General features: G+C 61.2%; 17 protein-coding genes. 6 read left to right on the forward strand and 11 right to left on the reverse strand.

Going from position 1 to position 26262, the window contains the following annotated elements; all coding sequences use genetic code 11:
- Nucleotides 1-139 precede the first annotated feature (139 nt).
- A complete protein-coding gene (locus ABLV04_RS14395) occupies nucleotides 140-1792 on the forward strand; it encodes an alpha,alpha-trehalase (protein WP_023291282.1) in 1653 nt (550 codons plus the stop codon).
- A 66-nt stretch (nucleotides 1793-1858) separates the two neighbouring features.
- Complete coding sequence (locus tag ABLV04_RS14400; protein WP_023291283.1) at nucleotides 1859-2392, forward strand: GNAT family protein; 534 nt, start codon at nucleotides 1859-1861, stop codon at nucleotides 2390-2392.
- 34 nt (nucleotides 2393-2426) lie between these two features.
- Here the strand turns inward: ABLV04_RS14400 and ABLV04_RS14405 are convergent, their stop codons facing one another.
- Nucleotides 2427-3185 carry an SDR family oxidoreductase gene (locus ABLV04_RS14405; protein WP_080820589.1) on the reverse strand — a complete coding sequence of 253 codons (759 nt, stop codon included), beginning with the start codon at nucleotides 3183-3185 and terminating at the stop codon, nucleotides 2427-2429.
- Nucleotides 3186-3304: 119 nt separating this feature from the next.
- On the opposite strand from ABLV04_RS14405, the gene ABLV04_RS14410 reads away from it, so the two are divergent.
- The 3 genes from ABLV04_RS14410 to ABLV04_RS14420 all read left to right on the forward strand — a co-directional run bounded on the left by ABLV04_RS14410 (nucleotide 3305) and on the right by ABLV04_RS14420 (nucleotide 6936).
- Nucleotides 3305-4204, forward strand: coding sequence for a LysR family transcriptional regulator (locus ABLV04_RS14410; protein WP_023291285.1), 900 nt, complete (start codon nucleotides 3305-3307; stop codon nucleotides 4202-4204).
- A gap of 106 nt (nucleotides 4205-4310) precedes the next feature.
- Entirely contained in the window at nucleotides 4311-5342 is a 1032-nt protein-coding gene (gene yhjD, locus ABLV04_RS14415) for an inner membrane protein YhjD (protein ID WP_023291286.1), read from the forward strand.
- Nucleotides 5343-5613: 271 nt separating this feature from the next.
- Complete coding sequence (locus ABLV04_RS14420; protein ID WP_017900001.1) at nucleotides 5614-6936, forward strand: MFS transporter; 1323 nt, start codon at nucleotides 5614-5616, stop codon at nucleotides 6934-6936.
- 37 nt (nucleotides 6937-6973) lie between these two features.
- Here ABLV04_RS14420 and ABLV04_RS14425 read toward each other — a convergent pair whose 3' ends face one another.
- The gene (locus tag ABLV04_RS14425; RefSeq protein ID WP_044525006.1) at nucleotides 6974-9025 is read right to left on the reverse strand and encodes an AsmA family protein; all 2052 of its coding nucleotides are present in this window, start codon (nucleotides 9023-9025) and stop codon (nucleotides 6974-6976) included.
- Between the two features lie 194 nt (nucleotides 9026-9219).
- Between ABLV04_RS14425 and ABLV04_RS14430 the strand changes: the two genes are divergently transcribed.
- Nucleotides 9220-10149 (forward strand): sugar kinase, encoded by a 930-nt coding sequence (locus ABLV04_RS14430; protein ID WP_348815823.1) that lies wholly within the window; start codon nucleotides 9220-9222, stop codon nucleotides 10147-10149.
- A 54-nt stretch (nucleotides 10150-10203) separates the two neighbouring features.
- Here ABLV04_RS14430 and ABLV04_RS14435 read toward each other — a convergent pair whose 3' ends face one another.
- The 9 genes from ABLV04_RS14435 to bcsR all read right to left on the reverse strand — a co-directional run bounded on the left by ABLV04_RS14435 (nucleotide 10204) and on the right by bcsR (nucleotide 26095).
- Entirely contained in the window at nucleotides 10204-11706 is a 1503-nt protein-coding gene (locus ABLV04_RS14435; RefSeq protein WP_023291289.1) for a pitrilysin family protein, read from the reverse strand.
- Between the two features lie 219 nt (nucleotides 11707-11925).
- Nucleotides 11926-13212 carry a dicarboxylate/amino acid:cation symporter gene (locus ABLV04_RS14440; protein WP_023291290.1) on the reverse strand — a complete coding sequence of 429 codons (1287 nt, stop codon included), beginning with the start codon at nucleotides 13210-13212 and terminating at the stop codon, nucleotides 11926-11928.
- Nucleotides 13213-13368: 156 nt separating this feature from the next.
- The gene (gene hmsP, locus ABLV04_RS14445; protein WP_218969109.1) at nucleotides 13369-15375 is read right to left on the reverse strand and encodes a biofilm formation regulator HmsP; all 2007 of its coding nucleotides are present in this window, start codon (nucleotides 15373-15375) and stop codon (nucleotides 13369-13371) included.
- Nucleotides 15376-15618: 243 nt separating this feature from the next.
- A complete protein-coding gene (gene bcsC, locus ABLV04_RS14450; RefSeq protein ID WP_180266414.1) occupies nucleotides 15619-19098 on the reverse strand; it encodes a cellulose synthase complex outer membrane protein BcsC in 3480 nt (1159 codons plus the stop codon).
- Nucleotides 19080-20189: a cellulose synthase complex periplasmic endoglucanase BcsZ gene (gene bcsZ, locus ABLV04_RS14455; RefSeq protein WP_023291293.1), complete on the reverse strand. Its 1110-nt coding sequence runs from the start codon at nucleotides 20187-20189 to the stop codon at nucleotides 19080-19082. The genes bcsC and bcsZ overlap by 19 nt, the downstream gene beginning before the upstream one ends.
- A gap of 3 nt (nucleotides 20190-20192) precedes the next feature.
- Nucleotides 20193-22538, reverse strand: a complete 2346-nt coding sequence (gene bcsB, locus ABLV04_RS14460) for a cellulose biosynthesis cyclic di-GMP-binding regulatory protein BcsB (protein ID WP_348815824.1) — start codon at nucleotides 22536-22538, stop codon at nucleotides 20193-20195.
- A gap of 10 nt (nucleotides 22539-22548) precedes the next feature.
- A complete protein-coding gene (gene bcsA / locus ABLV04_RS14465; protein WP_023291295.1) occupies nucleotides 22549-25167 on the reverse strand; it encodes a UDP-forming cellulose synthase catalytic subunit in 2619 nt (872 codons plus the stop codon).
- The gene (gene bcsQ / locus ABLV04_RS14470) at nucleotides 25164-25895 is read right to left on the reverse strand and encodes a cellulose biosynthesis protein BcsQ (protein WP_023291296.1); all 732 of its coding nucleotides are present in this window, start codon (nucleotides 25893-25895) and stop codon (nucleotides 25164-25166) included. Before bcsQ ends, bcsA begins: the two co-directional genes overlap by 4 nt.
- Nucleotides 25896-25906: 11 nt before the next feature.
- Nucleotides 25907-26095 carry a cellulose biosynthesis protein BcsR gene (gene bcsR, locus ABLV04_RS14475; protein WP_023291297.1) on the reverse strand — a complete coding sequence of 63 codons (189 nt, stop codon included), beginning with the start codon at nucleotides 26093-26095 and terminating at the stop codon, nucleotides 25907-25909.
- Nucleotides 26096-26262: the final 167 nt, after the last annotated feature.

Here is a 26262-nt window from a genome sequence, read left to right on the forward strand (position 1 = left end):
CACCGCGTCCCCTGCAGGCGGAAAAGCGTGATCTAACGCACAGTTTACTTCACACTCACCGAAGCGACTGTCTACGCTTAAAAGACAAGGCCGGGTACGCCCGGCCGCGAACTCACGCTATCCGGAGGTCCGTATCGCTATGTTCAGCCAGAAATTACGCCACGTTGAAGACGACGAGTTAAGGATCGACATCGATCCCTGCTACGAAGCCGATCCGTACGAATTAAAGCTGGATGAGATGATTGACGCTGAACCGGAGCCTGAGGTGATCGAGGGGCTTCCGGCCTCCGATGCCCTCACCCCGGCGGATCGCTATCTTGAGCTGTTTACCAACGTGCAGAAATCACGCATTTTTGCCGACAGCAAAACTTTTCCCGACTGCGCGCCGAAACACGACCCGCTGGACATCCTGCGGAACTACCGGAAGGTCAAACGCCAGCCCGATTTCGACCTGCGGCAGTTCGTTGAGGATAATTTCTGGCTGCCGGAGAGCCATACCGACGTCTACACCTCCGACCCCAGCCTGACGCTGAAAGAGCATATCGATAAACTATGGCCGGTGTTGACCCGCGAGCCTCAGGATCATATCCCCTGGTCATCGCTGCTGGCGCTGCCGCAGGCCTATATCGTGCCCGGCGGTCGCTTTAGCGAAACCTATTACTGGGACTCTTATTTCACCATGCTGGGGCTGGCGGAGAGCGGCCGGGAAGATCTGCTGAAATGCATGGCCGATAACTTCGCCTGGCTGATTGAAACCTACGGTCACATTCCGAACGGCAACCGCACCTACTACCTCAGCCGCTCGCAGCCCCCGGTGTTCGCCCTGATGGTCGAACTCTTTGAAGAGGACGGCGTGCGCGGCGCGAAGCGCTATCTGGATCATCTGAAGATGGAGCATGCCTTCTGGATGGACGGCGCCGAGTCGCTGATCCCGCATCAGGCGTATCGGCACGTGGTGCGCATGCCGGATGGCTCCCTGCTCAATCGCTACTGGGACGACCGGGACACGCCGCGGGATGAATCGTGGCGCGAGGACGTGGAGACCGCCCGACACTCCGGACGGCCGGCCAATGAAGTCTACCGCGACCTGCGGGCGGGCGCCGCGTCCGGCTGGGACTACTCCAGCCGCTGGCTGCGGGATATCACGCGACTGGCCAGTATCCGCACCACGCAGTTTATCCCCATCGACCTGAACGCCTTCCTGTTCAAGCTGGAGACGACCATCGCCAACCTCTCCGGCCTGAAGGGCGATCGCGAGACGGAAGCGGCCTTCCGCCAGAAGGCTCAGGATCGGCGGGCGGCGGTTAACCGCTATCTGTGGGACGATGAGAACGGCTGTTTTCGCGATTATGACTGGCGCCGCGAACAGCTGGCGCTGTTTTCCGCCGCCAGCATTGTCACCCTTTACGTCGGCCTGGCGACCCACGAACAGGCGGAACGCCTTGCCGATGCGGTGCGGGCCCGCCTGCTCACCCCCGGCGGGATCATGGCCACCGAATACGAGAGCGGCGAGCAGTGGGATAAACCCAACGGCTGGGCGCCGCTGCAGTGGATGGCGGTGCAGGGATTTAAACGCTACGGCCAGGATCCGCTGGGCGATGAGATCGCCTGGAGCTGGCTGCAGACGGTCAACCACTTCTACAAGCAGCACCACAAACTGATTGAGAAATACCACATCGCCACCGGCGTTCCGCATGAGGGCGGCGGCGGGGAGTATCCCCTGCAGGATGGCTTCGGCTGGACCAACGGCGTCGTGCGCCGGCTGATTGGCCTCTACGGCGAGCCAACCTAGTCGGGCTGTTCCCGGCGGCCTTCTCCTGCTATGTTCAGAGGATTCGCCCTGCCCGGAATGACGCTTATGCCTGAACTTCTGACGCCGCGCCTGCGCTGCTCACCGCTGCAGCTGGACGACTGGTCGTTTTTTCTTTCCCTGCAGCAGGATCCGCAGGTCATGCTTTACGTGGCCGACCCCAGGCCGCAGGCGGCCATCCGCGAGGCGTTCGATTCGCGGCTGCCGCCGTGGACGCCCGGGGATGAACACTGGCTGTGCCTGGTGGTGCGCGACAGGCTGACCCATACCCCGCTCGGCCTCACCGGTTACCAACATCATCAGCGCGACATTGCCGAGGTCGGCTTTCTCTTCGCTCCGGCGGCGCAGGGGCGTGGCTACGGCTACGAATCGCTGCGCGCGCTGTGCGACTACGCCTTCACTACCGGCGGCGTCCGCCGCCTGACCGCCAGCGTCACCGCCGGCAACGAGGCGTCCAAGCAGTTACTGCTCAAAGCCGGGTTCCGACTGGAGGGGGAGCTGCGGGAGAACTACTGGCTCAACGGGCGCTGGCACAACGACTGGCTGTTCGGTCGGCTGCGCGCGGAGGGCGATGCGCCCTAGCGCACCGCCGCTCACGGTCTGACGACAGCGGGGTTCAGAGGAACATCCCTCCCGAGACTTCCACGCGCTGCGCGTTCATCCACGCCAGCTCATCGCTGAGCAGGGCGGCGATGGCGTCGCCGATATCATCCGGCAGCCCGACGCGCCCCAGCGCGGTCTGGGCGGCGATATGCCGATTCACCTCGGCGTTATCGCGCACCACCCCGCCGCCAAAGTCGGTCTCAATGGCCCCCGGCGCGATGATGTTCACCGATATCCCCCGTCCGCCCAGCTCTTTCGCCTGATAGCGGGTCAGAACCTCCATCGCCCCCTTCATCGCGGCGTAGGCCGCATAGCCCGGCAGGGCAAAGCGCGCCAGGCCGCTGGAAACGTTGAGGATGCGCCCCCCGTCCTGCAGGAGGGGCAGCAGCCGCTGGGTCAGGAAAAACGGGCCTTTGAACTGAATGTTCATCAGCTCGTCAAACTGCGCTTCGCTGGTCTCGGCGAAGGGGACGTTGAGGCCGATCCCGGCGTTGTTCAGTAAATAATCAAAGGTGGTGCGTCCCCACTTCTGCGCCAGCACCTGCGCCACCTCGCTGGCGAAGTCGTCGAATGTTGAAGGATCGCCGACGTTCAGCGCCAATGCTGCCGCCTTCACCCCTTTTTGCTCAATCTCCGCCACCACCTCGAGCGCCGCCTGGCGGTTGCTGTGATAGGTCAGAAGAATGTCGGTTCCCTTCGCCGCCAGCTTCAACGCGGCGTTTTTACCCAGACCGCGGCTGCCGCCGGTCACTAAAGCGATACGTTGTGTCATGAGAAGACCCCTTTCAGGTTGCGTTGTGATTGTGTTCCAGCTTATTAACTGCCAGTGAAACAATAAATACGCTACATTACGTTTTACTGTTTCATTCACAACAACAATAGGCCATCGGCATGGATAAAATTCATGCAATGCAGTTATTCATTCGCGTAGCGGATCTGGAGAGTTTCTCCCGCGCCGCCGAGACCCTGGCGCTGCCGAAAGGCAGCGTCTCGCGGCAGATTCAGGCTCTGGAAAGCCATCTTGGCGTGCGGCTCCTGCACCGCACCACCCGCCGGGTTCAGCTCACCCAGGATGGAATGGTCTACTACGAGCGGGCGAAGGATCTGCTGAGCAACCTCGACGAACTGGACGGTATGTTCCAGCACGATCCGGCGAGCATCAGCGGCCGGCTGCGGGTGGATATGCCGGTCGGTTTTGCCAAAAAGCTGGTGATCCCGCACCTGCCGGCTTTTTTGCAGCAGTATCCGGGCATCGAACTGGAGCTGAGCAGCAGCGACCGGCTGGTGGACGTGATCCGCGAGGGGTTTGACTGCGTGGTGCGCGTCGGCGCGCTCAAAGACTCCGGGCTTATCGCCCGCCCGCTGGGCAAGCTGACGCAAATTAACTGCGCCAGCCCGGACTACCTGACCCGTTTTGGCTACCCGCAATCCCTGGAGGATCTGGCGGATCATGCCCTGATCCACTACGCCAGCACCCTCGGGGTCCGTCCTTCCGGCTTCGAGGTGGTGATCGACGGCGCCGTGCGCTGGGTAAAAAGCGGCGGCATATTGACGGTCAACAGCACGGAAACCTATCAGGCGGCCTGTATCGCCGGGCTGGGAATTATTCAGGTGCCACGCACCGGCGTGCGCGAGGCGTTACGCGCCGGCGAACTGATTGAGATCCTGCCCCAGTACCGCGCTGAGCCGCTGCCGGTCTCGCTTATCTACCCGCACCGGCGCAATCTCTCCCGCCGCGTGCATCTGTTTATGGAGTGGCTGGGCGGGCTGATGAAAGATTACGTCGATTGATCCGCGCGGAGGGTGAACGGGGGGCGGGCAGATGCGTTCCTGCAGGATACGGCATTTAAGGTATACTTTTTGCTGAATCTCGCGGTAAAAAAGGAAGAAATCACGTATGACGCCGGAAAACGACGATCGACGCCCCCCACAGGAACCGGACACGCAGCCGGAGAAAAACAAAAGCCCCCTCGACGCGCTCAATGACACGGCCGTCGGGCAAAAAGCCAGCCAGGCGCTGAAGACCGTCACCGGAACGGCGGCCAAAGTGCAGCGCAACCCGGTAGTCGCCCACCTGATACGCGCCGCAGAGCGCTTCAACGACCGGCTGGGCAATCAGTTCGGCGCGGCCATCACCTACTTCTCGTTCCTGTCGATGATCCCGATCCTGATGGTCTCGTTTGCCGCCGCCGGCTTCGTGCTGGCCTGGCATCCGACCCTGCTGCAGGACATTTTCGACAAAATTCTGCAAAACGTCAGCGACCCGACGCTGGCGGCGACGCTGAAAAACACCATCAACACCGCGGTGCAGCAGCGCACCGCCGTCGGCCTCGTCGGCCTGCTGGTGGCGCTCTATTCCGGTATTAACTGGATGGGCAACCTGCGCGAAGCGATCCGCGCTCAGTCGCGCGACGTCTGGGAGCGCCGGCCGCAGGACGAGGAGAAAATCTGGATAAAATACTTCCGCGATCTTATCTCGCTGATCGGTCTGCTGGTGGCGCTGATTATTACGCTGTCGATCACCTCTGTCGCCGGTTCCGCCCAGCAGTTGATTATCTCCGCGCTGTATCTGGACAATATTGAATGGCTGAAACCCGCCTGGCGGCTGATCGGTCTCGCCATCTCGATTTTTGCCAACTATCTGCTCTTTTTCTGGATCTTCTGGCGGCTGCCGCGCCACCGTCCGCGGCGCAAAGCCCTGTTTCGCGGCACGCTTATCGCGGCGATTGGCTTTGAAATCATCAAAATCGTCATGACCTGGACGCTGCCGGCGCTGGTGAAATCCCCTTCCGGGGCAGCGTTCGGATCGGTGCTGGGGCTGATGGCCTTTTTCTATTTCTTTGCCCGCCTGACGCTGTTCTGCGCCGCGTGGATCGCCACCGCGGAGTATAAAGACGACCGGCGGATGCCGGGCAAAACCCACCGCTGAGGTATTGCGAGGATGAATAAAAGAGGCAAAATTCATCCTCGCGCTTGATTTCAGCAGATAAATCCAGGACGTAACTTTTATTTAACGAAAAACTGGTTTTATTCTCTATCTTTTTAATTGTGTGAAGCATTTCATAGAACTATTTTTTCTGGCGTAAAAATTATCCGCTTTTTGCCTCTTTTTTGCTCATTTTCCGCGTTTGTTACAGATTGAAATGTCCCGATGGCTGTGGCTATATGGCTTTTCGTTCGCGCAAAAATAAGAAAGATCTATGCAAGCCACAGCCACCACACTCGAAAACACGCAGGAAACCGCCCCGGTCAACTCACGCAATAAAGTCGTTGTCGCCTCGCTCATTGGCACCGCCATTGAGTTTTTCGACTTCTACATTTATGCCACTGCCGCGGTCATCGTCTTCCCGCATATCTTCTTCCCGCAGGGCGATGCCGCCGCGGCCACCCTGCAGTCGCTGGCCACCTTCGCCATCGCCTTCGTCGCCCGGCCAATAGGCTCCGCGCTGTTCGGCCACTTCGGCGATCGTGTCGGCCGGAAGGTCACCCTGGTGGCCTCGCTGTTAACCATGGGGATCTCCACTGTGGTGATCGGCCTGCTGCCCGGCTATGAAAGCATTGGCATTGTCGCGCCGATGCTGCTGGCGCTGGCGCGCTTCGGTCAGGGACTTGGCCTCGGAGGGGAGTGGGGCGGCGCAGCGCTGCTGGCAACGGAAAACGCCCCGGCGCGCAAGCGCGCCCTGTATGGCTCCTTCCCGCAGCTGGGCGCGCCGATCGGCTTCTTCTTCGCCAACGGCACCTTCCTGCTGCTCTCCTGGCTGTTAACCGATCAGCAGTTTATGGAGTGGGGCTGGCGCGTGCCGTTTATCTTCTCCGCGGTGCTGGTGATCATCGGTCTGTATGTTCGCGTTTCGCTGCATGAGACCCCGGTCTTCGCCAAAGTGGCGGCGGCGAAAAAACAGGTCAAAATCCCGCTGGGTACCCTGTTGACCAAACACGTCCGCGTGACGGTGCTGGGCACCTTCATCATGCTGGCAACCTATACCCTGTTCTACATCATGACCGTCTACTCGATGACCTTCAGCACCGGCGCGGCGCCGAATGGCCTGGGCCTGCCGCGTAACGAAGTGCTGTGGATGCTGATGATGGCGGTGATTGGCTTTGGCGTGATGGTGCCGATCGCCGGCCTGCTGGCGGACGCCTTTGGTCGTCGTAAGAGCATGATTATCATCACCACGATGATTATTTTGTTCGCCCTGTTCGCCTTTAAACCGCTGCTGGGTTCCGGTAACCCGCTGCTGGTTTTTGCCTTCCTGCTGCTGGGCTTAAGCCTGATGGGACTGACCTTTGGCCCGATGGGCGCGCTGCTGCCGGAGCTGTTCCCGACGGAAGTGCGCTACACCGGGGCGTCGTTCTCCTATAACGTGTCGTCGATCCTCGGCGCCTCGGTCGCGCCGTACATTGCCGCCTGGCTGCAGGGCAACTATGGCCTCGCGGCGGTCGGCACCTATCTGGCGGCGATGGCGGCGCTGACGCTGATCGCCCTGCTGCTGACCCACGAGACCCGCCACCAGTCGTTGTGATCCTTCGCCCTGACGCCGCTGGCGTCAGGGCTCTCCCCTACTTTTTCATCTGCGACAATATGGTCCGGCACTGGTTGCTATCGCCCTCCGCCGGGGATATCAGCGCCAGCAGCGCGGCAGCCGGCGTCACCAGGGTTGCCAGGGCCGCCGCTACCGCGCCGCGGACAATCAGCGGCCCGGCCTTCACCCCCGCCTGCGGCGATTTAAAGGTGCCGCGAACATACAGCGGGGAACGCAGAGTGATCACCCGAAAGCCTTTGCTTTCCGGATCGATGGTCAGGTCCAGCTGCTCGGAGGCGAAGCTGGCGGTCCCGGTCACATTGATCAGCGCGTTTTCCGTATCGAAGGCAAAAATCTGCGGCCGGGCGACGCCGTTGGTCACGTCGATATTGGCCGCCGCGCAGTTCACCCGAACCTCCTCATCGCCAAAAATCTGGCCGATCAGGTAGTTGCCGACGTTAAGGCCGAGAATTTCCATCAGGTTGCGACTGATCAGGCCGTCATTCATCAGCAGCTTCAGGTTGCCGTTGCTGTTGCCGAGCAGGGCCGCCACCGAGTTGCCGCTGCCGCGCAGCTGAACGTCGCCATTCATCTCGCCGAGGGTTTTCTGCATCATCTCGACGTTCGGCATCAGCGCCTTCAGCTTCAGGCGCCGCGCCTGCAGATTGGCCTCACCCTGCAGCGGCTTTTTATCGCCCTGCAGGTGCACGCTGCCGGCAATCGACCCGTTGGCCAGGCCAAAGCGCACCGGCTGCAGGCGCAGGTCGCCATCCTCCAGGATCACGTGGGTCGCCAGATCGCTGATCGGCAGCGTACCGCCGTGCTCAATTCTCCGGCCCTTAAAGCGCACATCGGCATCCATCACCTGCCATTTATCGGTTTCAAAGCGGTCCGCCGGCAGCACTTTACCCGCCGGCTGCGGCCGATCGCCTGCCTGGCGCACTGCGCTTTTCTTCGTCCCTTTGCCGGAGTCGACGCCGATTAAGGGCCCGAGATCCGCCAGCCGCAGCTGCTTCGACTCCATGTCGCCGCTGAGCTTCGGCCGCGGTTTGCCAGTGGTATAGGTCAGGGAGCCATGAATGTCGCTATCGCCGATCCGGCCGTTAAAATTCTGATAGTCAAAGCGCATGCTGTTTTTCTGCTTAAAGTCGGCGCGCAGACGGCCGTCGGTGGAGAACGACGGCGTCTCCGGCAGCAGCACGCCGGTCAGGTCGTAGAGATCGCGCAGCGAATCGCCGGCGAATTTCAGCCGCAGGTCAATGCCGCCGACGTTGAGCGGATCGCTGACCGTGCCGCTGAACGCCACCCGCGTATTGCCGGAGCGGAAGTCGCCCTGCAGCGGGAAAGGCGTGCTTGCGCTGCGCAGAGCCAGCATGCCGCCGATTTTACCGTTGCCGGTGACCGGCTGGTCCTTATAGCGGCCCTTCAGCGACAGGCCAAAGACGTAGTCGCCTGGTTTCGCCGCGCTATGCCGATCCTTCGTGCCAGTGACTTCGCTGAACGGCAGCGGTTTGCCGAGGGGATCGACGAGGATGGTGATATCGCTGCGGGTGATCTTGTCATCAATGGCGATAGTCCCGCGATCGAAGAGAATGTTATCGAGGCGGAAAGACCAGCTGGAGGGGGCGCTGTCCCCCGCGGCACGCTGATCGCCAGCCAGCTGAAAGGTCCAGTTATTGTTGTCTTCCGCCAGGCGGATCAGCCGCACGTCGGGCTGTTCCAGCTTGATCCACGGCAGATACACCGTTTTGCTCAGCAGCGCCAGCGGGGCGAGGGTCGCCTCCACCCGCGGCAGGTGGATCATGGTCACCTGGGGAATGGCCGGCGGGTTGCCCAGCACGATATCTTCCGCGTGCACATGGGGCCACGGGATCCAGCTGCGCCAGCCGCGCTCCTCCGGCTGCCGCTCCCAGACCACGCCGAGATCGCCGCGGATGGCGAACGGGCGGTTCAGCTCGGCAGACACTTTTTGATTAATCGTCGGCTTCAGCCGGTTCCAGTCGAAGGTGGCCAACACGATAAAGAAGAGAACGATCAGCAACAGTATCGTTCCTGTGATGATAACCAACGTTTTACGGGTTCTGCTCATCCCTACTCCGCTCCTTTTGCATCACGTCAGTCCTGAATATAGTCAAAAAGCGGCGTTTCTCCTGGAAATGCGCTTTTCGTCACATTACGCGCGTCAGGTCAAAAAAATAATGGAACGATGTTTTAATATGATTGACCAGCAAAACAGCGCAGCGCACACTAGCGCTTATATCGATTCCATTGCAGGTTCTGGCTATGTCTAAAAAAATTGCCGTCATTGGCGAATGCATGATTGAGCTGTCAGAGAAGAACGGGGCCGTTAACCGCGGCTTTGGCGGCGATACCTTAAACACCTCGGTCTATATCGCGCGGCAGACGGATGCCAGCGCGCTGAGCGTCCACTACGTCACCGCGCTGGGAACCGATGGGTTCAGCCAGCAGATGCTCGACAGCTGGCAGCAGGAAAACGTCAACACCAGCCTGATCCAGCGGATGGCCGACCGCCTGCCGGGGCTGTATTACATTGAAACCGATGACACCGGCGAGCGCACCTTCTACTACTGGCGCAACGAGGCGGCGGCAAAATTCTGGCTGCAGAGCGATCGCGCGGCGGCGATTTGCGAAGAGCTGGCCACGTTCGACTATCTCTACCTGAGCGGCATCAGCCTCGCCATTCTCAGCCCGGCCAGTCGTGCCAGGCTGTTCACGCTGCTGCGTGAGTGCCGCGGCAACGGCGGCAAGGTGATCTTCGACAACAACTATCGCCCGCGCCTGTGGGCCAGCCAGGCGGAGACGCAGCAGGTCTATCAGGAGATGCTCGCCTGCACCGATATCGCGTTTCTGACCCTCGATGATGAAGACGCGCTGTGGGGGGAAAAACCGGTCGCCGAGGTGATCGCCCGCACCCACGCCGCCGGCGTGGAAGAGGTGGTGGTGAAGCGCGGAGCGGATGCCTGCCTGGTCTCGGTGAGCGGGCAACCGCTGCGGGAAGTGCCGGCCGTCAAACTGGCCAAAGAGAAAGTGGTGGATACCACCGCCGCCGGCGACTCCTTCAGCGCCGGCTATCTGGCCGTGCGCCTGACCGGCGGCGATGCTGAATCCGCCGCCAGACGCGGACATCTGACCGCCAGCACGGTGATCCAGTATCGCGGGGCGATTATCCCCCGGGAAGCAATGCCGCAATAATCCTCACCTGTAAGCGCTCTCCGGCCGCCGCTGGCGCGCCGGAGAGGCGTCAGGTTACTGCCCCGACGGGATGTCGCTGGCCTCGCTGTGGGCGTCAACCGTATCGGCGCTGCCGCTGGTCGCTGCGGTCGCCGGACTCGGCGCCATCAGTTTTTCCCACGTGGCCTGCAGCTCCTTCATGTTGTATTCCGGTTCGCCTTTCGGCTGCTGCAACACCAGCGCCATATCCTGAGACAGTTGCTGACGCAGGTACTGGTTCAGCATGTCCACCGTCAGGGAGTTGAGGAACTCCTGACGCAGCTTCTGGTACTGCTCCGGCGCGATATCCACCACCTGATTTTGCAGGGAGCGCATGCGCTGGCTCATCAGAATGTCGGTATCGGTGCGCGCATAGGTGGCAAACAGCTTCTGCAGCTCGAGGCTTTTCTGAGCAATAAGCGCATCAAACTCCTCCTGCGGCAGGCCGTTGTCGCGCACTTTCGCCAGCTCGCGCGAGACCACGCTCAGGTTGTTATTCAGGCGCTCGCCCGGCGATTCGATGTTGATGGCACACTGCGCGCGCTGATAGAGCACCCGGCAGTCAAAACCAAGACCAATATCCTTGACGTTATTTTTGCTCAGGCTCTGCTGCACGTGCCAGAACAGCGCTTCGCGGGCGAGGTCGTCGCGCCAGTAGCGCTGCAGCGCCGCGGAGTCGCGGATCGGCTGCCAGGGGGCGTCCCACATGATGGACAGTTTGTCCTGGCGCACGGCGCTGGTCATGATGCTGACCGGCACGGTGGGCAGCGGCGATAAGGTCGGCACCGCCGCGGGCGTTTCCCGCTTGCCCTTCAGATCGCCAAAGGTTTTGCTGATTTGCTCAGCGACGCTGCGGCTGTCGACGTTACCCACCACGATCAGCGTCATGGCGTCGGGGGTGTACCATTTTTGATAAAAGTCTTTCAGATGCGCCACGTCGATCGGCTGCTTCAGCGGCGCGGCCGGATCGTGGCCCAGCATGGTGGAGCCCTTGAGGCGATAGCGCCACCAGCCCTCTTTGGTATCCAGCGGCCAGGTCGCCACCATGTCGTTGCCCTGCAGCGCGTGATTGATCGATTCAGGCGTAATGGTCAGTTTACCGCTGGCGTCCGCCAGCCAGCTCAGCGCCTCTTTCAGCAGATCGTTGCGGTTATTCGGCAGGCTGAGATTAAACATCGTGTAATCGTAGGAGACGATGGCCGGCGGCAGAGGACGCTTCGGGTCAATACTCTGCTGCCACAGCGAGCGCGCCTGCATCGTCGGCAGGCTGCCGCTTTGCGTCAACGCCAGACGGGGAATAAAACGGCTGAAACCGCTCTGCTGAGTGCTTTCGCTCAGCGAGCCAATATTCACGGACAGACGGACTTCGATACGGTCGCTGGGACGCTGCGGCGTGGCCAGCACCTGCCACGACAACCCATTCGCTAAGGTCCCTTGTTGCCAGGCCGGATCAGGCTGGAGCGCTTCTGCCTGCACATAACCGGCCGCCGCTACCATCAGCAAACCGCCCGTTAAGAGTTTAATTGTTGTGCCCTGCATGTGAACCCCTGATGAACATTCCTGGTTACAACAGCATCCCACTGACGGGCTGCCGAAAAAAGTGAGAGTGAAATACGTCGGTTAGACCACACGGAGACGAAAATGTCGCATGACAACGTAAAATAATCATTTCGTGTCATTCCCGCCGGGCGGAAATGACCTCTAATTATGCGCAGGAGCCCGTACTCCAGCAAGGGAGTACGGGCCTAAGAGGAGGATTTAAGAGGATAATTCGTGCGTTTTGTTCGCGGGAACACGGTTATTCAGCACATCATCCATCTGTTTGGCATCGAGTTCTTTAACCCATTTCGCGACCACCACCGTGGCGACGCCGTTACCCACCAGGTTAGTCAGCGCACGGGCTTCGGACATAAAGCGGTCAATACCGAGGATCAGCGCCAGGCCAGCCACCGGCAAATGCCCGACGGCCGAGATGGTCGCCGCCAGCACGATGAAGCCGCTGCCGGTCACTCCCGCCGCCCCTTTCGAGGAGAGCAGCAGCACCACCAGCAGGGTGATTTGATGGAAAATATCCATATGGCTGTTGGTCGCCTGGGCGATAAAGACCGCCGCCATCGTCAGATAGATAGAGGTGCCGTCGAGGTTGAACGAATAGCCGGTCGGGATCACCAGGCCCACCACCGATTTACGACAGCCGAGCTTCTCCATCTTGTCGAGCATGCGCGGCAGCGCCGATTCGGATGAAGATGTCCCCAGCACGATCAGCAGCTCTTCGCGGATATAGCGGATAAATTTAAAGATGCTGAAGCCGGTGGCTTTGGCGATTGACCCCAGCACCACCACCACGAACAGGATACAGGTGATATAGAAGCAGATGATCAGCTGGCCCAGCTGCACCAGGGTGCCGACGCCATATTTACCGATGGTGAAGGCCATGGCCCCGAAGGCGCCGATCGGCGCCAGGCGCATGATCATATTGATGATGCCAAAGATGACCTGCGAGAAACTTTCAATGACGTTGAAAATCAGCTGGCCCTTGCTGCCCAGACGATGCAGGGCAAAGCCAAACAGAACGGCGAACAGCAGAACCTGAAGGATGTTGCCGCTGGCGAAGGCGCCAATGACGCTGCCCGGGATCACATCCAGTAAAAAGGCCACCACCCCCTGGTCTTTCGCCTGCTCAGCGTACACCGCCACCGCTTTCGCATCGAGCGTCGACGGGTCGACGTTCATCCCGGCCCCCGGCTGCACCACGTTGACAATAACCAGACCGATAATCAGCGCGATGGTGCTGACCACTTCGAAATAGAGCAACGCCACCGCCCCGGTACGGCCAACGGCTTTCATGCTCTCCATTCCGGCGATCCCCGTCACGACGGTACAGAAGATAACCGGAGCAATCACCATTTTAATCAGCTTAACGAAGGCGTCGCCGAAGGGTTTCATTTGCGCGCCCAGTTCCGGGTAAAAATGGCCCAGCAGAATACCGATCGCTATGGCCGTCAGAACCTGGACATAGAGGCTTTTAAAGATAGAGGTTTTCATAGGGTGTCCTTTGGGAATAACCACAGAGCAAGAAGGGATATTTGGCGTCTGTGGCTTAAAAATAACACCCTGGAAACATTTCAGAAATAACTAACGTCGAAAGTGCAACGCGATTGTTAAAATCTTTGAGCTGACTCGCACAAGTCAACAAAACATTTACAAATTTGCATCTTCGCGGACCGGGGATAAATAGCGGGCGATGAACGCCTCCTGCGGTAAAGCGCAACCGAACAGGTGGCCCTGGAGCACCTCGACGCCGGCGGCTTGCAACCAGCGAGACTGGTCTTCCGTTTCCACCCCTTCCGCCACAATGCGCAGCGACAGGCCGCGCGCGAGCTGGATTATCGCCGGCACCATGCTGACATCCTCCGGCAGCATATCGATGAATACCTTATCAATTTTCAGAATATCCACCGGCAGAGCCTTCATCTGCTGCAGCTGGTGCAACCCGGCATAACCCATGCCAAAATCATCCAGCGCAATCCGCACGCCGGCCTCGCGCAGAGGCCGCAACCGCGCCATCACATCCTGCGGATCGTCCATCCGGCAGCTCTCCGTCACCTCAAGGATGAGGGTGCCCGGCGCAATGCGGTAGCGGGCGATCAGCTTCAGCATCTCCTCGCCACGGTCGTGCTCCAGCAGCTGGAGCAGGGAAACATTGACCGACAGCGGCAGCATAATGCCCTGGCTTTGCCAGGCGGCCAGCTGGCGGCAGGCCTCTTCCATCACCCAGTAGCCGACCGGGATAATCAGCCCGCAGGACTCAATGCGCTCAATCAGCGCCGGCGGTAGGGACCAGCTGCCATCCGCCTGCCGCTGGCGCAGCAGCACCTCGGCGCCGCAGAGCTCGCCGCTGGCGCAGGCCACCTGCGGCTGCAGCCAGATCGCGAACTGCTGGTTGTCGAGGGCGGTCATAATTTCGTGCTCTTCCATCAGGCGGCGCTGAGCCTTTTCCATCTGCTCGGGATCGAAGAACTCAATCTGATTTTTACCTTTGCGTCTTGCGGTGACCGCGGCCGAGACCGCGCGCCGGTAAAACTGTTCGGCGCTGAGACCGGGGTGGAACATGGCGATCCCAACGCTGGCGTAGGGCCGCAGCTGCAGACCATGCAGCGGTAAACGTTCATTAATAATAGTGAGCACTTGCTTACTTATCGTCACCGCCTGCCAGGATTCGGCGAGGCCATCGGCGAGAATGGCGAAGTCATAGCCGCTTACCTGGGCCAGCACCATCTGCGGCGGGATCGCGGCGCGCAGCTTCTCCACCAGCGTCAGGAGCAGCATTTCGCGCTGGCTCTCCTTGAGCACGCCGGCGGCGTCCTGCAGGGTTTCACAGGCGACGACGATCAGCGCGGCGCTCTGCGGGCGGGCCACCGTCTGCTCCAGCATCGCCAGCAAAAAGGCTTTATTCGGCAGCTCGGAGACCGGGAAGCGGGTCGACTGGATGGACAGCTCATCATGCTGGCGCACCAGGCTCTGCTGGTTGCGGTTATAGCTGCGCACCAGCATGCCGATCTCGTCGTCATGGTGCAGGCGCGGGAGGGTCAGCTGATGGCCAAGACGCTCCTGCTGGGAGAGATCGTTCAGCTCGCGGGCGATACGCCGAAGGGGGCGAACCATCAGCCGGTTGATGCACCAGGTGAGCGCCACCGTTAGCATCAGCACCAGAAGTAAGTAAGCAGTCACTAACGTAGCAAGGGCGCTCATGACGAATTTATACATGCGATAGGAGTCGGCCTGCAGCACCAGATAGGCCAGCGGCTGCGGGTTGGCCGGCCGCTCCAGCGAATAAATGGGCAGCGAAATCTGCACCGGCAGCTCAAACAGCCGGGTGATGGTCACCGGCACCGACCGCTCAGGGATAAACCGCATCCGCAGCGCCTGGAACTGGTTGGGCAAGACGACATCCGCCCGGCTGACGATGCCAGCAGGCTGGATACGGCTTAAAATGGCTTCCGCTTCCGGAATATCGGCTTTCAGAATAGCCGCAGACAGCGGTTCGCGAACGGATCGCGCGATACTTTCTAACTGCGTGGCCGTGGTAAAGCGACTCTGTTGCACAAAGTGAAACAGCAAAATAGTGCAAAAAACCAATACAAAGGCCATGGACACGCTCGCGACCATCGCCATCTGTTTGATTGTAAGTGAACGGCTGACGCGCAACGGTGTTCTCCACTGATACTGAATGCATACCCGGCATTAATCCTTCAATCCCGGTCGTTTCAGGCTGATTATATACTTAAATCCTTCGCCCACGCCCGCGAGGGATGAAGTGACGGGATAGCTCCGCGCGGTGGCGCAGACGCCGGAGAGACCTCCCCGGCGGCCGACGGTGGGCAACGCCTCACGAGTATACGCGAAGCGCGCCGTGGAGTGGTGCTCTGTGACGTAATTCAGCCTATTCTGCTACCAGTCGGCGTAAGGCACCAGCGGCTGGGGCGGCATATCCAGATCCCCCTGCCAGCCGGCCGCCGAATAACGCACGTAAAGCAGCGCATGGCTCGGGGTGTAGTCCTTCGCCTGCTGAATATCGACCGCGGCGCCAACGAACCAGTTGCTGGTCACCCGCCGCTCCACCAGCGCTCTGGCGGTGTAACCGAATCCCTGGCTGCTGCCGCCCTCCTCCGTCAGTTCGCTGGCGCGCTGCCGGTAGTCGGACGGGATCAGGTTCAGCAGCGGATAGCGGGCTTGCGTCTGGGTACGCGAATGGGACCATGAGACCGATCCGCCGAGTTCCCAGGACCAGTTCTCCGTGCGCTGACGCCAGGTCACCGGCACAGCGAACGAGAGATACTCCTGCGGGCTGTAATAGCCGCCCTGGCCGAGGGTGTAGCCGCTGAGATCTTTGTCGTAGTGCCAGATCATATTGTTGAGGCCGACGGTGACGCGACGATTATTCTCGTTAATCACCTTATAGTAGTAGCCGGTCATCCAGCGCACGCGCCAGTTATCCGCCACGTTTTTACCGGTCAGCGAGTCGGCCCCCAGCGAGGACCAGATACCGTGCGCTTCGCCCCGGTCATAGCTGAGGCTCACACCGCCGCCGTCGGCGCGAACGCCGCCCCAGGTGGTACCGGTATGGCTGTTGCTGTCTTTCTGCCCGCCAAAGGAGAGCAGCGAGCTGGAGATGGGACGCCGGTGCACGTTGACCGTGTATCCCACCGGCCCGACGTCGCTGCTGTAGCTCAGGCCGCCGACCACATCGACGACATTGAAGCCCATCGGCGTGGTGCCGATATCGCCGCTCCAGGTGTCATTCTTCCAGCCGACCGCTACGCTGGCCCCGCTGTCGGTCTGATTTTTACTGCCGCTGGTACAGGCGATCTCCCCGCAGGTGCCCCAGCTGGGCGAGTAGCTCCCGTCGCTGTGGGTGGAAAAGCTGCCGGCATCCATATTGACCAGGTCGGTGCGGAAGAACATCCGGCCATCCGCCAGCGGGGCATCCACCTGCAGCATGGTGGTATGCGCTTTGAGGTCGGAATAGCCGCCGGTGCCGCTGGATCCCCAAAAGTCGTGTTCCAGGGTGACGTTCAGATCCTGCTGGCGATAAAGGTCGGCGGCATCGCTGCGGATCCCGCGCTTCAGCCAGTCATCCCGGCTGTCGTTGCGCGTCAGCCGGGTAAAGGTATCGTTATCCTGCGGCTGCGCGGGGGTGATGCCGGAGGCCACCATCGCCTCCCGGTAGTGGGTCAGCGCCTGCTGCGGCTCCCCGTTCCGGGTGGCAAAACGCGCGGCATCGCGCAGCACCAGCGCGCTCTCCATCGAGGGCGGCTGCGCCTTCGCCTGCGGCACAATCTGGTTAAAAATCTGTTGGGCGTCAGCGGTATCGCCAAGGCCGGCTCGCGCCAGGGCGACCCGCCGCTGCATATTCATGGATTCGGCCTCTGCGCCTTTCAGCTGCATGACCTGCGCCCGAGCGGCCTGTTTATCGCCCTCGGCCAGATAGACTTCCGCAAGGCCGAGGCGCGCATCGCCGTTGTCGGCTTCCTGACGCAGCACCCGCTGATAGTCGGCAATCGCCGTCTGGTTGTCCCCGCGCTGCTGGGCCCAGTCGGCCAGCGTCAGGTCATAGCGCACCGAGGCCGGCTGCTGTTTGATGAGGGCGATCGCCTGCGCTTCCTCGCCGCTGTCGCGCAGCTGGTTCGCCTGGCGCAGCACCCGGTCGCTTTGCAGACGCGCCTCCAGTTCACGAATGTTATCCGTCCATGCGCTGCGCGGCAGGGCGGCGATTTGCGCCAGCGCCAGATCGTCCTGGTCGTTCCCCGACAGGTAAAGCCCCGAGGCGTAGACCCGTTCAGCATCCTGCGGCTGGCGGTTGACCATCGCCCGCATCAGCGCATCGGCTTCCTGGCGCTCGCCGGCGCTGACCAGATCCCGCGCCAGACGATAGGTGATCCACACGCTGTCCGGCTCGAGCGCCAGGCGCCGACGCTGAACTTCCGCCGCCTGCGCCCAGTTGCCCTGGCTCTCCAGGGCCTGCGCTTGTTTCTCCAGCCGGTCGTTGGTCAGGCTGCGCTCAATATCATCGATGCTGCGCCGCTGAGCGGGAGGAAGACCAGCGATCCAGGCGCTGGCTTTCTCCGGCGATTCGGCGCGATAGAGGTTGGCCAGGCCGCGCACCGCCAGATTATTCCCGCGATCCAGGCGCAACGCCTGCTGGTAATAGCGCTCCGCCGCCGCCGCCTCTTTGCGCGCCGCCGCGACGTCGCCCAGCCCCAGCACGGCATAGCTGTCGGTCCGATCGACCCGCTGCGCCTGGGCATAATAATTCTGCGCCTGTGAAAGCTGACCGGCCTTCAGGGCGTTATCCCCCTGCTTGATCAGCAGCCAGTAGCGGTTGGTTTGCAGCAGGCTGTCCCATTTGCCGCGATTCGGGCTGTCGGGATCCATGGCAATCGCTTTATTGAGCTGGGCCACCGCGCGCGCGCGGTCGCCGCGCTGGGAATAGGCCTGGCCGAGGGCGCCCACCGCATCGCTGTCGCGGCTGTCGGCCTGAACGGCTTTCTGCAGATCCGCCACCGCCTGCGAGGTATTTCCGGATTTGACCGCCGCCAGCCCTTCCGAGCGGGCGCGGAACGTCGGATCCTGCAGCTGCGCCTGCTGCTGGTCAAGCAGGACGCGGGCGTTCGCCGCCACCGAGCCGGTAGGAAACTGCAGCAGGAATTGCTGCAACGCCTGCACGCTGGCCTTGCTCACCGGCATGCTTTTCACTTCGCTGAACCACATATCGGCGGCGATACCGCGTCCTGAGGCTGAGCGGGCCATTTCCGCCAGATAGGCGAACCCTTCCTGCGGTTTGTTATCGGCAAACATCTGCTTCGCCAGCGCCGTCAGCAGGCTGACGTTGCCCGGCGCGCTGGCGTTCAGTTTTTTCAGCTGGCTGACGCCTTCGCTATGACGGGCCGGCAGGCGCGCCACCAGCGTCCAGTATTCAATAGCGGCATCAACATCATCCGGCACGCCGCTGAACAGTTTTTCATAGGCGGCGATGGCTTCATCGACCTTCCCGGCCACGCCCAGCAGGCGCGCCTGCTGCAGCGCCTGACGGCCCTCGCCGGTGTTGCTTTTCATCTCATTGCGCGACGCCTTCAGCTCAGGGGAATCCGGCGCCAGCTTCGTCAGTCGCTCCAGCTCTTTTTGCGCCCCGGCGGTATCCCCCTGGCGTAGCAGATAGCGCATCCGCGCGGCAATCAGGTCCGGGTTGTTGGGGTCGATCAGCTCCAGACGGTATAGCGACTGGCGCACCAGGTCTTCACGATTGCTGGCCTCGCCGAGGCGCACCTGCTCCAGCAGATGTTCCTGGGCGGGCGTCGTCGCCGCCTGCGCTAACGGCAGCAGCGCGACGCCGAGGGACAGCGTGAGTAAACTTAGTGAGAGCTTGCGCATTCCTGGTTCCAGTCAGGTTGTAATTCGCCACCCGCAGTGAAACGAAAACGGTGTTGATCCCAACCCTGACCGAACAGCGTCAGGACCGCGCTGTAGTAGGCATCCGCGCCGGGATAGTTATCGGCGACGCGCTGTCGTTGCACCGACCGGGCCTCGTCGTTCTGTAAAAACGGCAGCATCACCGCGGAGAAGCCCACCGGCCCCTGGCCGCTGGTTTTACCGGTGGCGATATTCACTTTCTCCGGCGGTACCCCCTGCTCCGTGGTCTGCGCCGCCATCGGCGCAAAGCGGGCCAGCAGACGCGCTTTTTGCTTATCGCCATCATGAAGCATGCCCACCCACAGGTAGACGCGAATCGCGTCATAGCTGCCGATCAGCGGCTTCTCCGTTTTCAGCTGCCAGCCTTTCCCTTTCTCATAGCGCACCCAGTCCGGGGTAAAGCCTTTCGGCGCGGTCTCCAGCAGCAGACGCAGGTTCGTGTCGCGCAGGGTGGGCCACGGCGCGCCAAAACGCACAAAATAGGTGGCCAGCTGCGGCGGAAGATAGCTGGGGTTAAACCGCCAGCCGCTGTCGTCGGCAAAACCGACTTTTCCCGGCAGCAGCATCGTGCCAAGGCCCGGCACCGCCACCGTCTCTTCGTCAACAATCCGCGCCAGCAGCGCTTTCCCGGTCTCGGTGTACTGCGGCTGCTGCCACAGGCGCCCCGCCTCCAGCAGCGCCCAGGCTATCCACAGATCCGAGTCGGATGCCGAATTGCTGTCCAGCAGCGTCCACTGTTCGTCGTCCTTTTTCCCCCACAGCCAGCCCGGCAGATGCTGCCGCAGGTCGCCCTCCGCCAGGTTGTTCTGCGTCCAGGTCAGCAGCTTGTCGAACCCCGCGCGATCGTTGGCCGCCAGGGCAAAGAACAGGCCATAGCTCTGTCCTTCGGAAGTGGAAATTTTGCGCGCATCGCTGGGGTCGATCACCCGCCCCTCGGGGCTGACGTACGCTTTCTTAAACTGCTCCCAGGCGGGCCACTGGCAAGCGGCGCTCGCCTGGCCCGCCGCCAGTACCAGCGCGGAGAGCACCGCGCCGCAAAGTACTTTCATCATCGTTTATTCATCATCCAGGCTAAGGCGGCGGCGGCTGATAATGCGCAGCATGCGCCACAGCACCCACGCCAGCAGCACGATACTGACCGCGGCGAAGATCGCCAGCAGTATCGGGTGGTTAGAGAGCGCGAACCAGATGCGCTCGAACCAGGGCAGATGGCCGACATAGTAAACATCGCCCACCCGCAGGCTGTTGACGCCGGATTCACGGATCACCGCCACCGAGCCAAACATCGCCGCCCGCTTACCGCTGTCGTTGAGGGCGTTGGTCAGCAATTCATTACCGCGCGGGCTGTCGGCCAGCAGGGCCACCACGCTACGCTGATCGTTGTAGGGCGACTGGAAGCCAATCACCGCCGCCATCGGTCCGGAAGAGGTGATGTGGGTGCGGGTGTTGGGCGTGCGGGCCTCGTCATCGGGATAAATGCTCGCCAGGTCATAGTGGCGCATCGGCATTTTCACCCAGCTTTTGGTCGCCTCGACCAGCAGGTTGATTTTGGTATCGTCCTTGAGAGACGAGGGGATCGCGCCGATCAGCAGCAGATCCGCGTCTTTATTCTTGATCTGGTTGCCATCGTCGGTCATTTGCAGATTAATCGCTGCCAGGCCGGTCTGCGAACCGATGCCGCCCAGCGCCTGCAGCAGCGTCTCCACCTGGCCCTGGGTCGGCGCCTTCGGCACCACCACCAGGGTGTCGGCGAGGTCAGCCATTCGGCTGTAAGGGAAGCCCGCATTGGCGAAGACGCGCAGGTCCGGCAGCGCAATAAAGTGATAATACTTCGAGAAGTCGATGGTCGAATCGTCGCCGATCACCACATGGTTCTGCACCGGCTGGAAGGTAATACAGTTGTCGATGGAGCCGCCGGGCATCGGGTTCATGTACTGGAAGTCAAAGCGCAGCTGGTTCACCGCCCCAAGACGCAGCGCGGGGATGGTGACCTCCGATTTGCCGTCCAGCAGCCCCTGCAGCACCGGCAGGCGCAGGATCAGTTTGTTCACGTCCTGGGAGCTGTTAAGGCTGAACGACTGCAGGAACTGGTCGTTGAGGCTGATATCCATCCGCGAACTGTCCTTCACCGGCGGCATGGTGTAGCGATATTTCAGATCCATATCGATGCCGTTGGCCCGCAGCAGATAGAGATCCGGCGGCAGGTTAAGCGCCACGGTGATGGCATCCGGCACCAGCCCGCTGGATTGCAGCTGTTGCTCATAGGTTTTCAGCTCAGCAAAGGTGACCGAGCGGTCGGTGCGCACCCAGTTTGGCGCATCGTATGGCTGCCGCGGCTGCAGGGTTTTGATGCCGTCCACGGTGACGCTGCTGCCGCGGAACAGAATATTGCCCTGGGCAATCCCCTTCGCCGCCAGCAGCAGGTCTTTATCATCGCGGCCGAAAATCACCAGCAGCTTGACGTAAGGATCGTTCGGGTTGTCGATCATTTCGATGGTCGGCGCGTTGACCGGCGGATGATCGCGCAGGAAATCCGGACGCTTGTCGTTGGTCGCGAAGACAATGGCGTTACGATCCGGCAGTTCGTTGAAATAGACCGGGAACTGCTGGCCGCGCCAGCCGGCCTTGCTGCCGAACCATGAGGCGATAATCGCCGCCGCCTGCTGCTGGGCCACCGCCGGCGAACCCGGGAAAATCATCGGCAGCGTCAGCGGGCGGTTGTCGCGCGGATCGTAGAACGGCACCGGGAAGTGCGACAGATCGTTATGCACCTTCAGCGACTGGTAGGTGAGATCCAGATAGCTTTCGCGCCCGACGTCCAGCCACAGCGTGCTGCTGGCCGGGTTTTCGCAGACATCGCGATAGTGGCCGACAAACTCCAGCCGTATGCGGTTGAAGTCGGTGATATACAGCGGGTCAATCGGCAGCTGCGCGCGGATCTTTTTCCCCAGCTGCTCTTTGGTGACGGGCAGAACGCCCATCAGCTCATCGTTGAGATAGACTTTCAGCTGCGACTGCACGGGCAGCAGCGAGGGCGACGGGGTATATTCCAGATTGAGCAGCGCGTTGGCGACCAGCTCATCGCTGCGCATGCCGAATTCGACCGAGGCGTCAGGCCGTGAGCCGCGCAGCACAATGCTGCCCGGAGGCGGCGCGATGGTGGCAAAGGTCAGCTTCACCTCCCGCTGCGGGATATTCTCGGCGACCACCGCCGGAGCGGTCGGTTCGGCGAGGGTCGCCGTCGGCTCGCCAATCGTCACCGGCGCGGGCGGGGTGGCCGCCTGCGGCTGAACGCCAGGAGCCGGGTTCACCACGGCGGCCGGCGCCGCGTAAGAGGCCAGCGGATACCAGCTGCACATGCCCACCGCTACTGCACACATCCAGGAAAGTTTTCTTTTCATCGCATTATCATCATTGTTGAGCCATTGCCGGGTCTGCGGAGAGCGTCGGCGCGGCGCGTTCAGGGCGTCGGGGTACAAACGACACTATCCATGCCACCAGCGAGGTGAGCGCGCGGAAAATGACCTTCACCGACGGCGGCGAAAACTCCGCCAGGTGACGGTAACCACGGAATCCCAGCTTGAGGATATCCAGCAGGCTTTCCATCGGCTTATCTTCCGGGAAGCTATCCTGCCAAAGCGCCCACGTATCGGCGCGGGCAAACGTACACTGCACAAAATCGATATGCTGCTGGTTGGTCAACGGCAGCAGCTGCAATCCCACTTCGTTGCCGTTTACCCGCGCGACCCGCACCGGGAAGACATACTCCTGCTGTCCCCGTTTGAGCAGCAGCCTGGCGTTCTGCCCCTCCAGCACCTGCGCGTCGCTGTGAATTTTGATCCCCAGCCCGCCGTCGGAATAGTCGTGAACGGTGCAGGAGAACAGATGGCCGTCATCGCGGGCGATGGCCGCCGGCATGCTCATTTCGACACGATGCGACCGGCGGACCTGCTTGCTTTCGACCGAGACCGCCACCGCGCCGCCAAGAATAATCAGGTTGTAGAACACCCAGACAATACTCACCCAGACGGTGAGAATTTCGTTTTCCGGGCCGTACATAAAGCGCCAGATCCCCACCGCGACGCCGACCAGGTTGAGCAGCACGAGGTAGATATAGGGCCGGGAGATCACCCAGTCGACATACTCCTCTTCCACCAGCCCACCCTTCGCGGTGACGTTGAATTTGCCTTTATGCGGGTTAATCAACGCCACAAAGGTGGGCGGCGCGATATACCAGGCGAGCACCGTCTCGTAGATTTCACTCCAGAACGAATGGCGGTATTTGCCCTGAATCTTCGAGTTGGTCAGGCTGGCGTGGATCATATGCGGCAGCACGAACAGCGCGATCATCAGCGCCGGCGCATAAATGATATAGGCATGGAGCAGCAAAAAGGCCAGCGGCGCCGTGAGGAAGATGAGGCGCGGAATACCGGAGAGGAAGTGGAGCATGGCGTTGGCGTAGCAGACGCGCTGCGCCAGCTTCAGCCCCTTGCCAAACAGCGGGTTATCGAGACGGAAAATCTGCACCATGCCGCGCGCCCAGCGGATGCGCTGGCCAATGTGCGCCGACAAACTCTCCGTCGCCAGCCCCGCCGCCTGCGGAATACGCATATAGGCGGAGGTGTAGCCGCGTCGGTGCAGGCGCAGCGAGGTGTGGGCATCTTCGGTCACCGTTTCGACGGCAATGCCGCCAATCTCGTCCAGCGGGCCGCGGCGGATCACGGCGCAGGAGCCGCAGAAGAAGGTGGCGTCCCACATATCGTTCCCGTCCTGCACCAGGCCGTAGAACAGGGTGCCTTCGTTCGGCGTTTTGCGAAAACGGCCAAGGTTGCGCTCAAAGGGGTCTGGCGAGAAGAAATGGTGCGGGGTCTGCATCATCGCCAGCTCTTTCTCTTTCAGGAACCAGCCCATGGTCATCTGCAGAAACGAGCGCGTCGGCACGTGGTCGCAGTCAAAGATCGAGACAAATTCCCCTTTGGCGTATTTCAGCGCATTGTTGATGTTACCGGCCTTGGCGTGCTCATGGCTGGTACGGGCGATGTAGTGCACCCCGACATCTTTGGCAAACTGGCGAAACGCTTCCCGTCCGCCGTCGTCGAGGATCCAGATGTTGAGCTTGTCCTTCGGCCAGTCGATGCCCTGCGAGGCATAGATGGTGTTTTTCACCACGTTGAGATCTTCGTTGTAGGTGGGGACGAAGATATCCACCGTCGGCCACAGATCCATGTCCTCCGGCAGCGGCACCGGTTGGCGGTTCAACGGCCAGACCACCTGGAAGTAGCCCAGCACCAGCACCACCCAGGCGTAGGTTTCGGCGAACAGCAAAATAATCCCGCACACCAGGCTTACCGGGTCGTTCCAGTTCAGCGTCGAGGTGTAGCGCCACCAGATATAGCGGCACGAGACCGTCAGCGACAGCACGATCAGCATCAGCGCCGAGAAGCGGCCGGGGATGCGCCGCACCAGCAGCGCCACGCCCCACAGCAGCATCAGGAAGATAAATTGCGACAGCGGGTTAAAGGGCTGCGTAATACACATCAGCGCCAGCACCAGCGAGCAGCAGGTCACCACTCCGAGGATTGCCCGGCGCAGTTTAGGATTGAGGTGCGCCAGCTCTTTCTGTTTATCCAGATGGCGGGTGCGGGCGTTAACCTGCTCAGGCAGTTTCTCCATCCATTGCGCGTAGCGACCGTGCACCCCTTCCAGCGCCGCCAGCGAACGCCAGTTGACCTTTTTCTCCGGCTCCGGCACGCGGGTCGCCAGCAGCCACAGGGATTGCAACAGATAGCGCAGCGGATCCAGGAGCCGTGGCCGGTGCGGATTAATATGGGGGAAATAGGTGTCATGGTGCGCCAGAATCGCCTGCCAGCGCGGCGTCTCCAGCGGCATGAGCGCCCAGACCAGCGATGCCCACAGGCAGCCAAGCGACGCCGACAGCCAGGAGGCGCCATGCTGCCGGTAGTCGTCATAGCGCGCGCGCAGCCGTTCCCCCACCGGCGGGGCCAACAGCAGCGTGCTGAGGCGGATCATACCGGCCTCCCGCCGGCATAGTGGATCAGGCACCAGTTCGCCAGGGTCAGCACCTCTTCCGCCGCCAGAGAGTCCTGGCGATACTCCCCAAGGGGCTGTTTCGCCGCCAGGCACTCGGCCATCGCCTCGTCGCGGTGAATGGTCACCGGCAGGATCCGCGGCTGGCTCTCGAGCCACAGCTGGTAGAGATCTTCCTGCAGCTGGCTGCCGACCCGCAGATCGTTAATCAGAATATCGCTGTTGGCCGGAAAGGGCTGCTGGTGCAAACGGATATGGCTGTTGGCGTCGGGATGGACCACCACCAGCGAGCGGTCGCAGAGCGTCAGCAGCTCGCGGGTCAACGGCGAATAGCCCGCCGGCAGATCCAGCAGCAGCCAGCGGTACTGGCCCTGCAGCTGCTGTACCGCCTCCGTCATCGCGCCCAGGGTGGGCAGCAGCTGGTCGACGTTTTCTCTTTCGCCCGCGCTGAGCTGGCCAAACGGCAGCAGATCGATATGTTGCGTATAGCGCAGACCCGCATCGCGCCAGTCACGGCCGTCAAGCAGCGACCGGGCCCAGCCGTCCTGATGATGGATATCGGTGTTGAAAAAAAAGCGCAGCATATTATCCGGGCTGGCGTCGATCGCCAGCACGCTTTCACCGAGCAATTGCAGCGCCCAGGCGAGTGCAGCCGTAATGGACGTGACGCCAGTTCCCCCGCGCACGCCCTGTAATCCCAGAATAGCCATCTCCGGCTTCCTTATTTTTTCTCTGCAAACTCTGCCAGCAGCGGCCAGCGCTTCAGCGCTGCGTTCAGCTGTTCACGCCTCGAAATATCATGATAATCAATATCCGGCAGGGAAAATGCCCGGCTTAGCGCCAAAAAATCATTTTGAAAGGTGTACCCCAGCGTGGCGTCCGTGGGTACGACAGGATCTTTTGCTGGCATATCTCTGTCCGTTCGAAATTTATTATTAAACCAGAGGACGTATACAGCGCTTCCTTAAAAAGCAGGTGTACATGCTAAAACTGATGACCTTTAATTTCAATGTTAGGTTTACTCTGTCAGTTTCGCTAGTAAACTTATCCAGTGTGAATCAGGGCGCACGAGGGATG

The organism is Klebsiella sp. JN_Kp127, from assembly GCF_040062505.1.
Taxonomy (GTDB): Bacteria; Pseudomonadota; Gammaproteobacteria; order Enterobacterales; family Enterobacteriaceae; genus Klebsiella; species Klebsiella quasipneumoniae.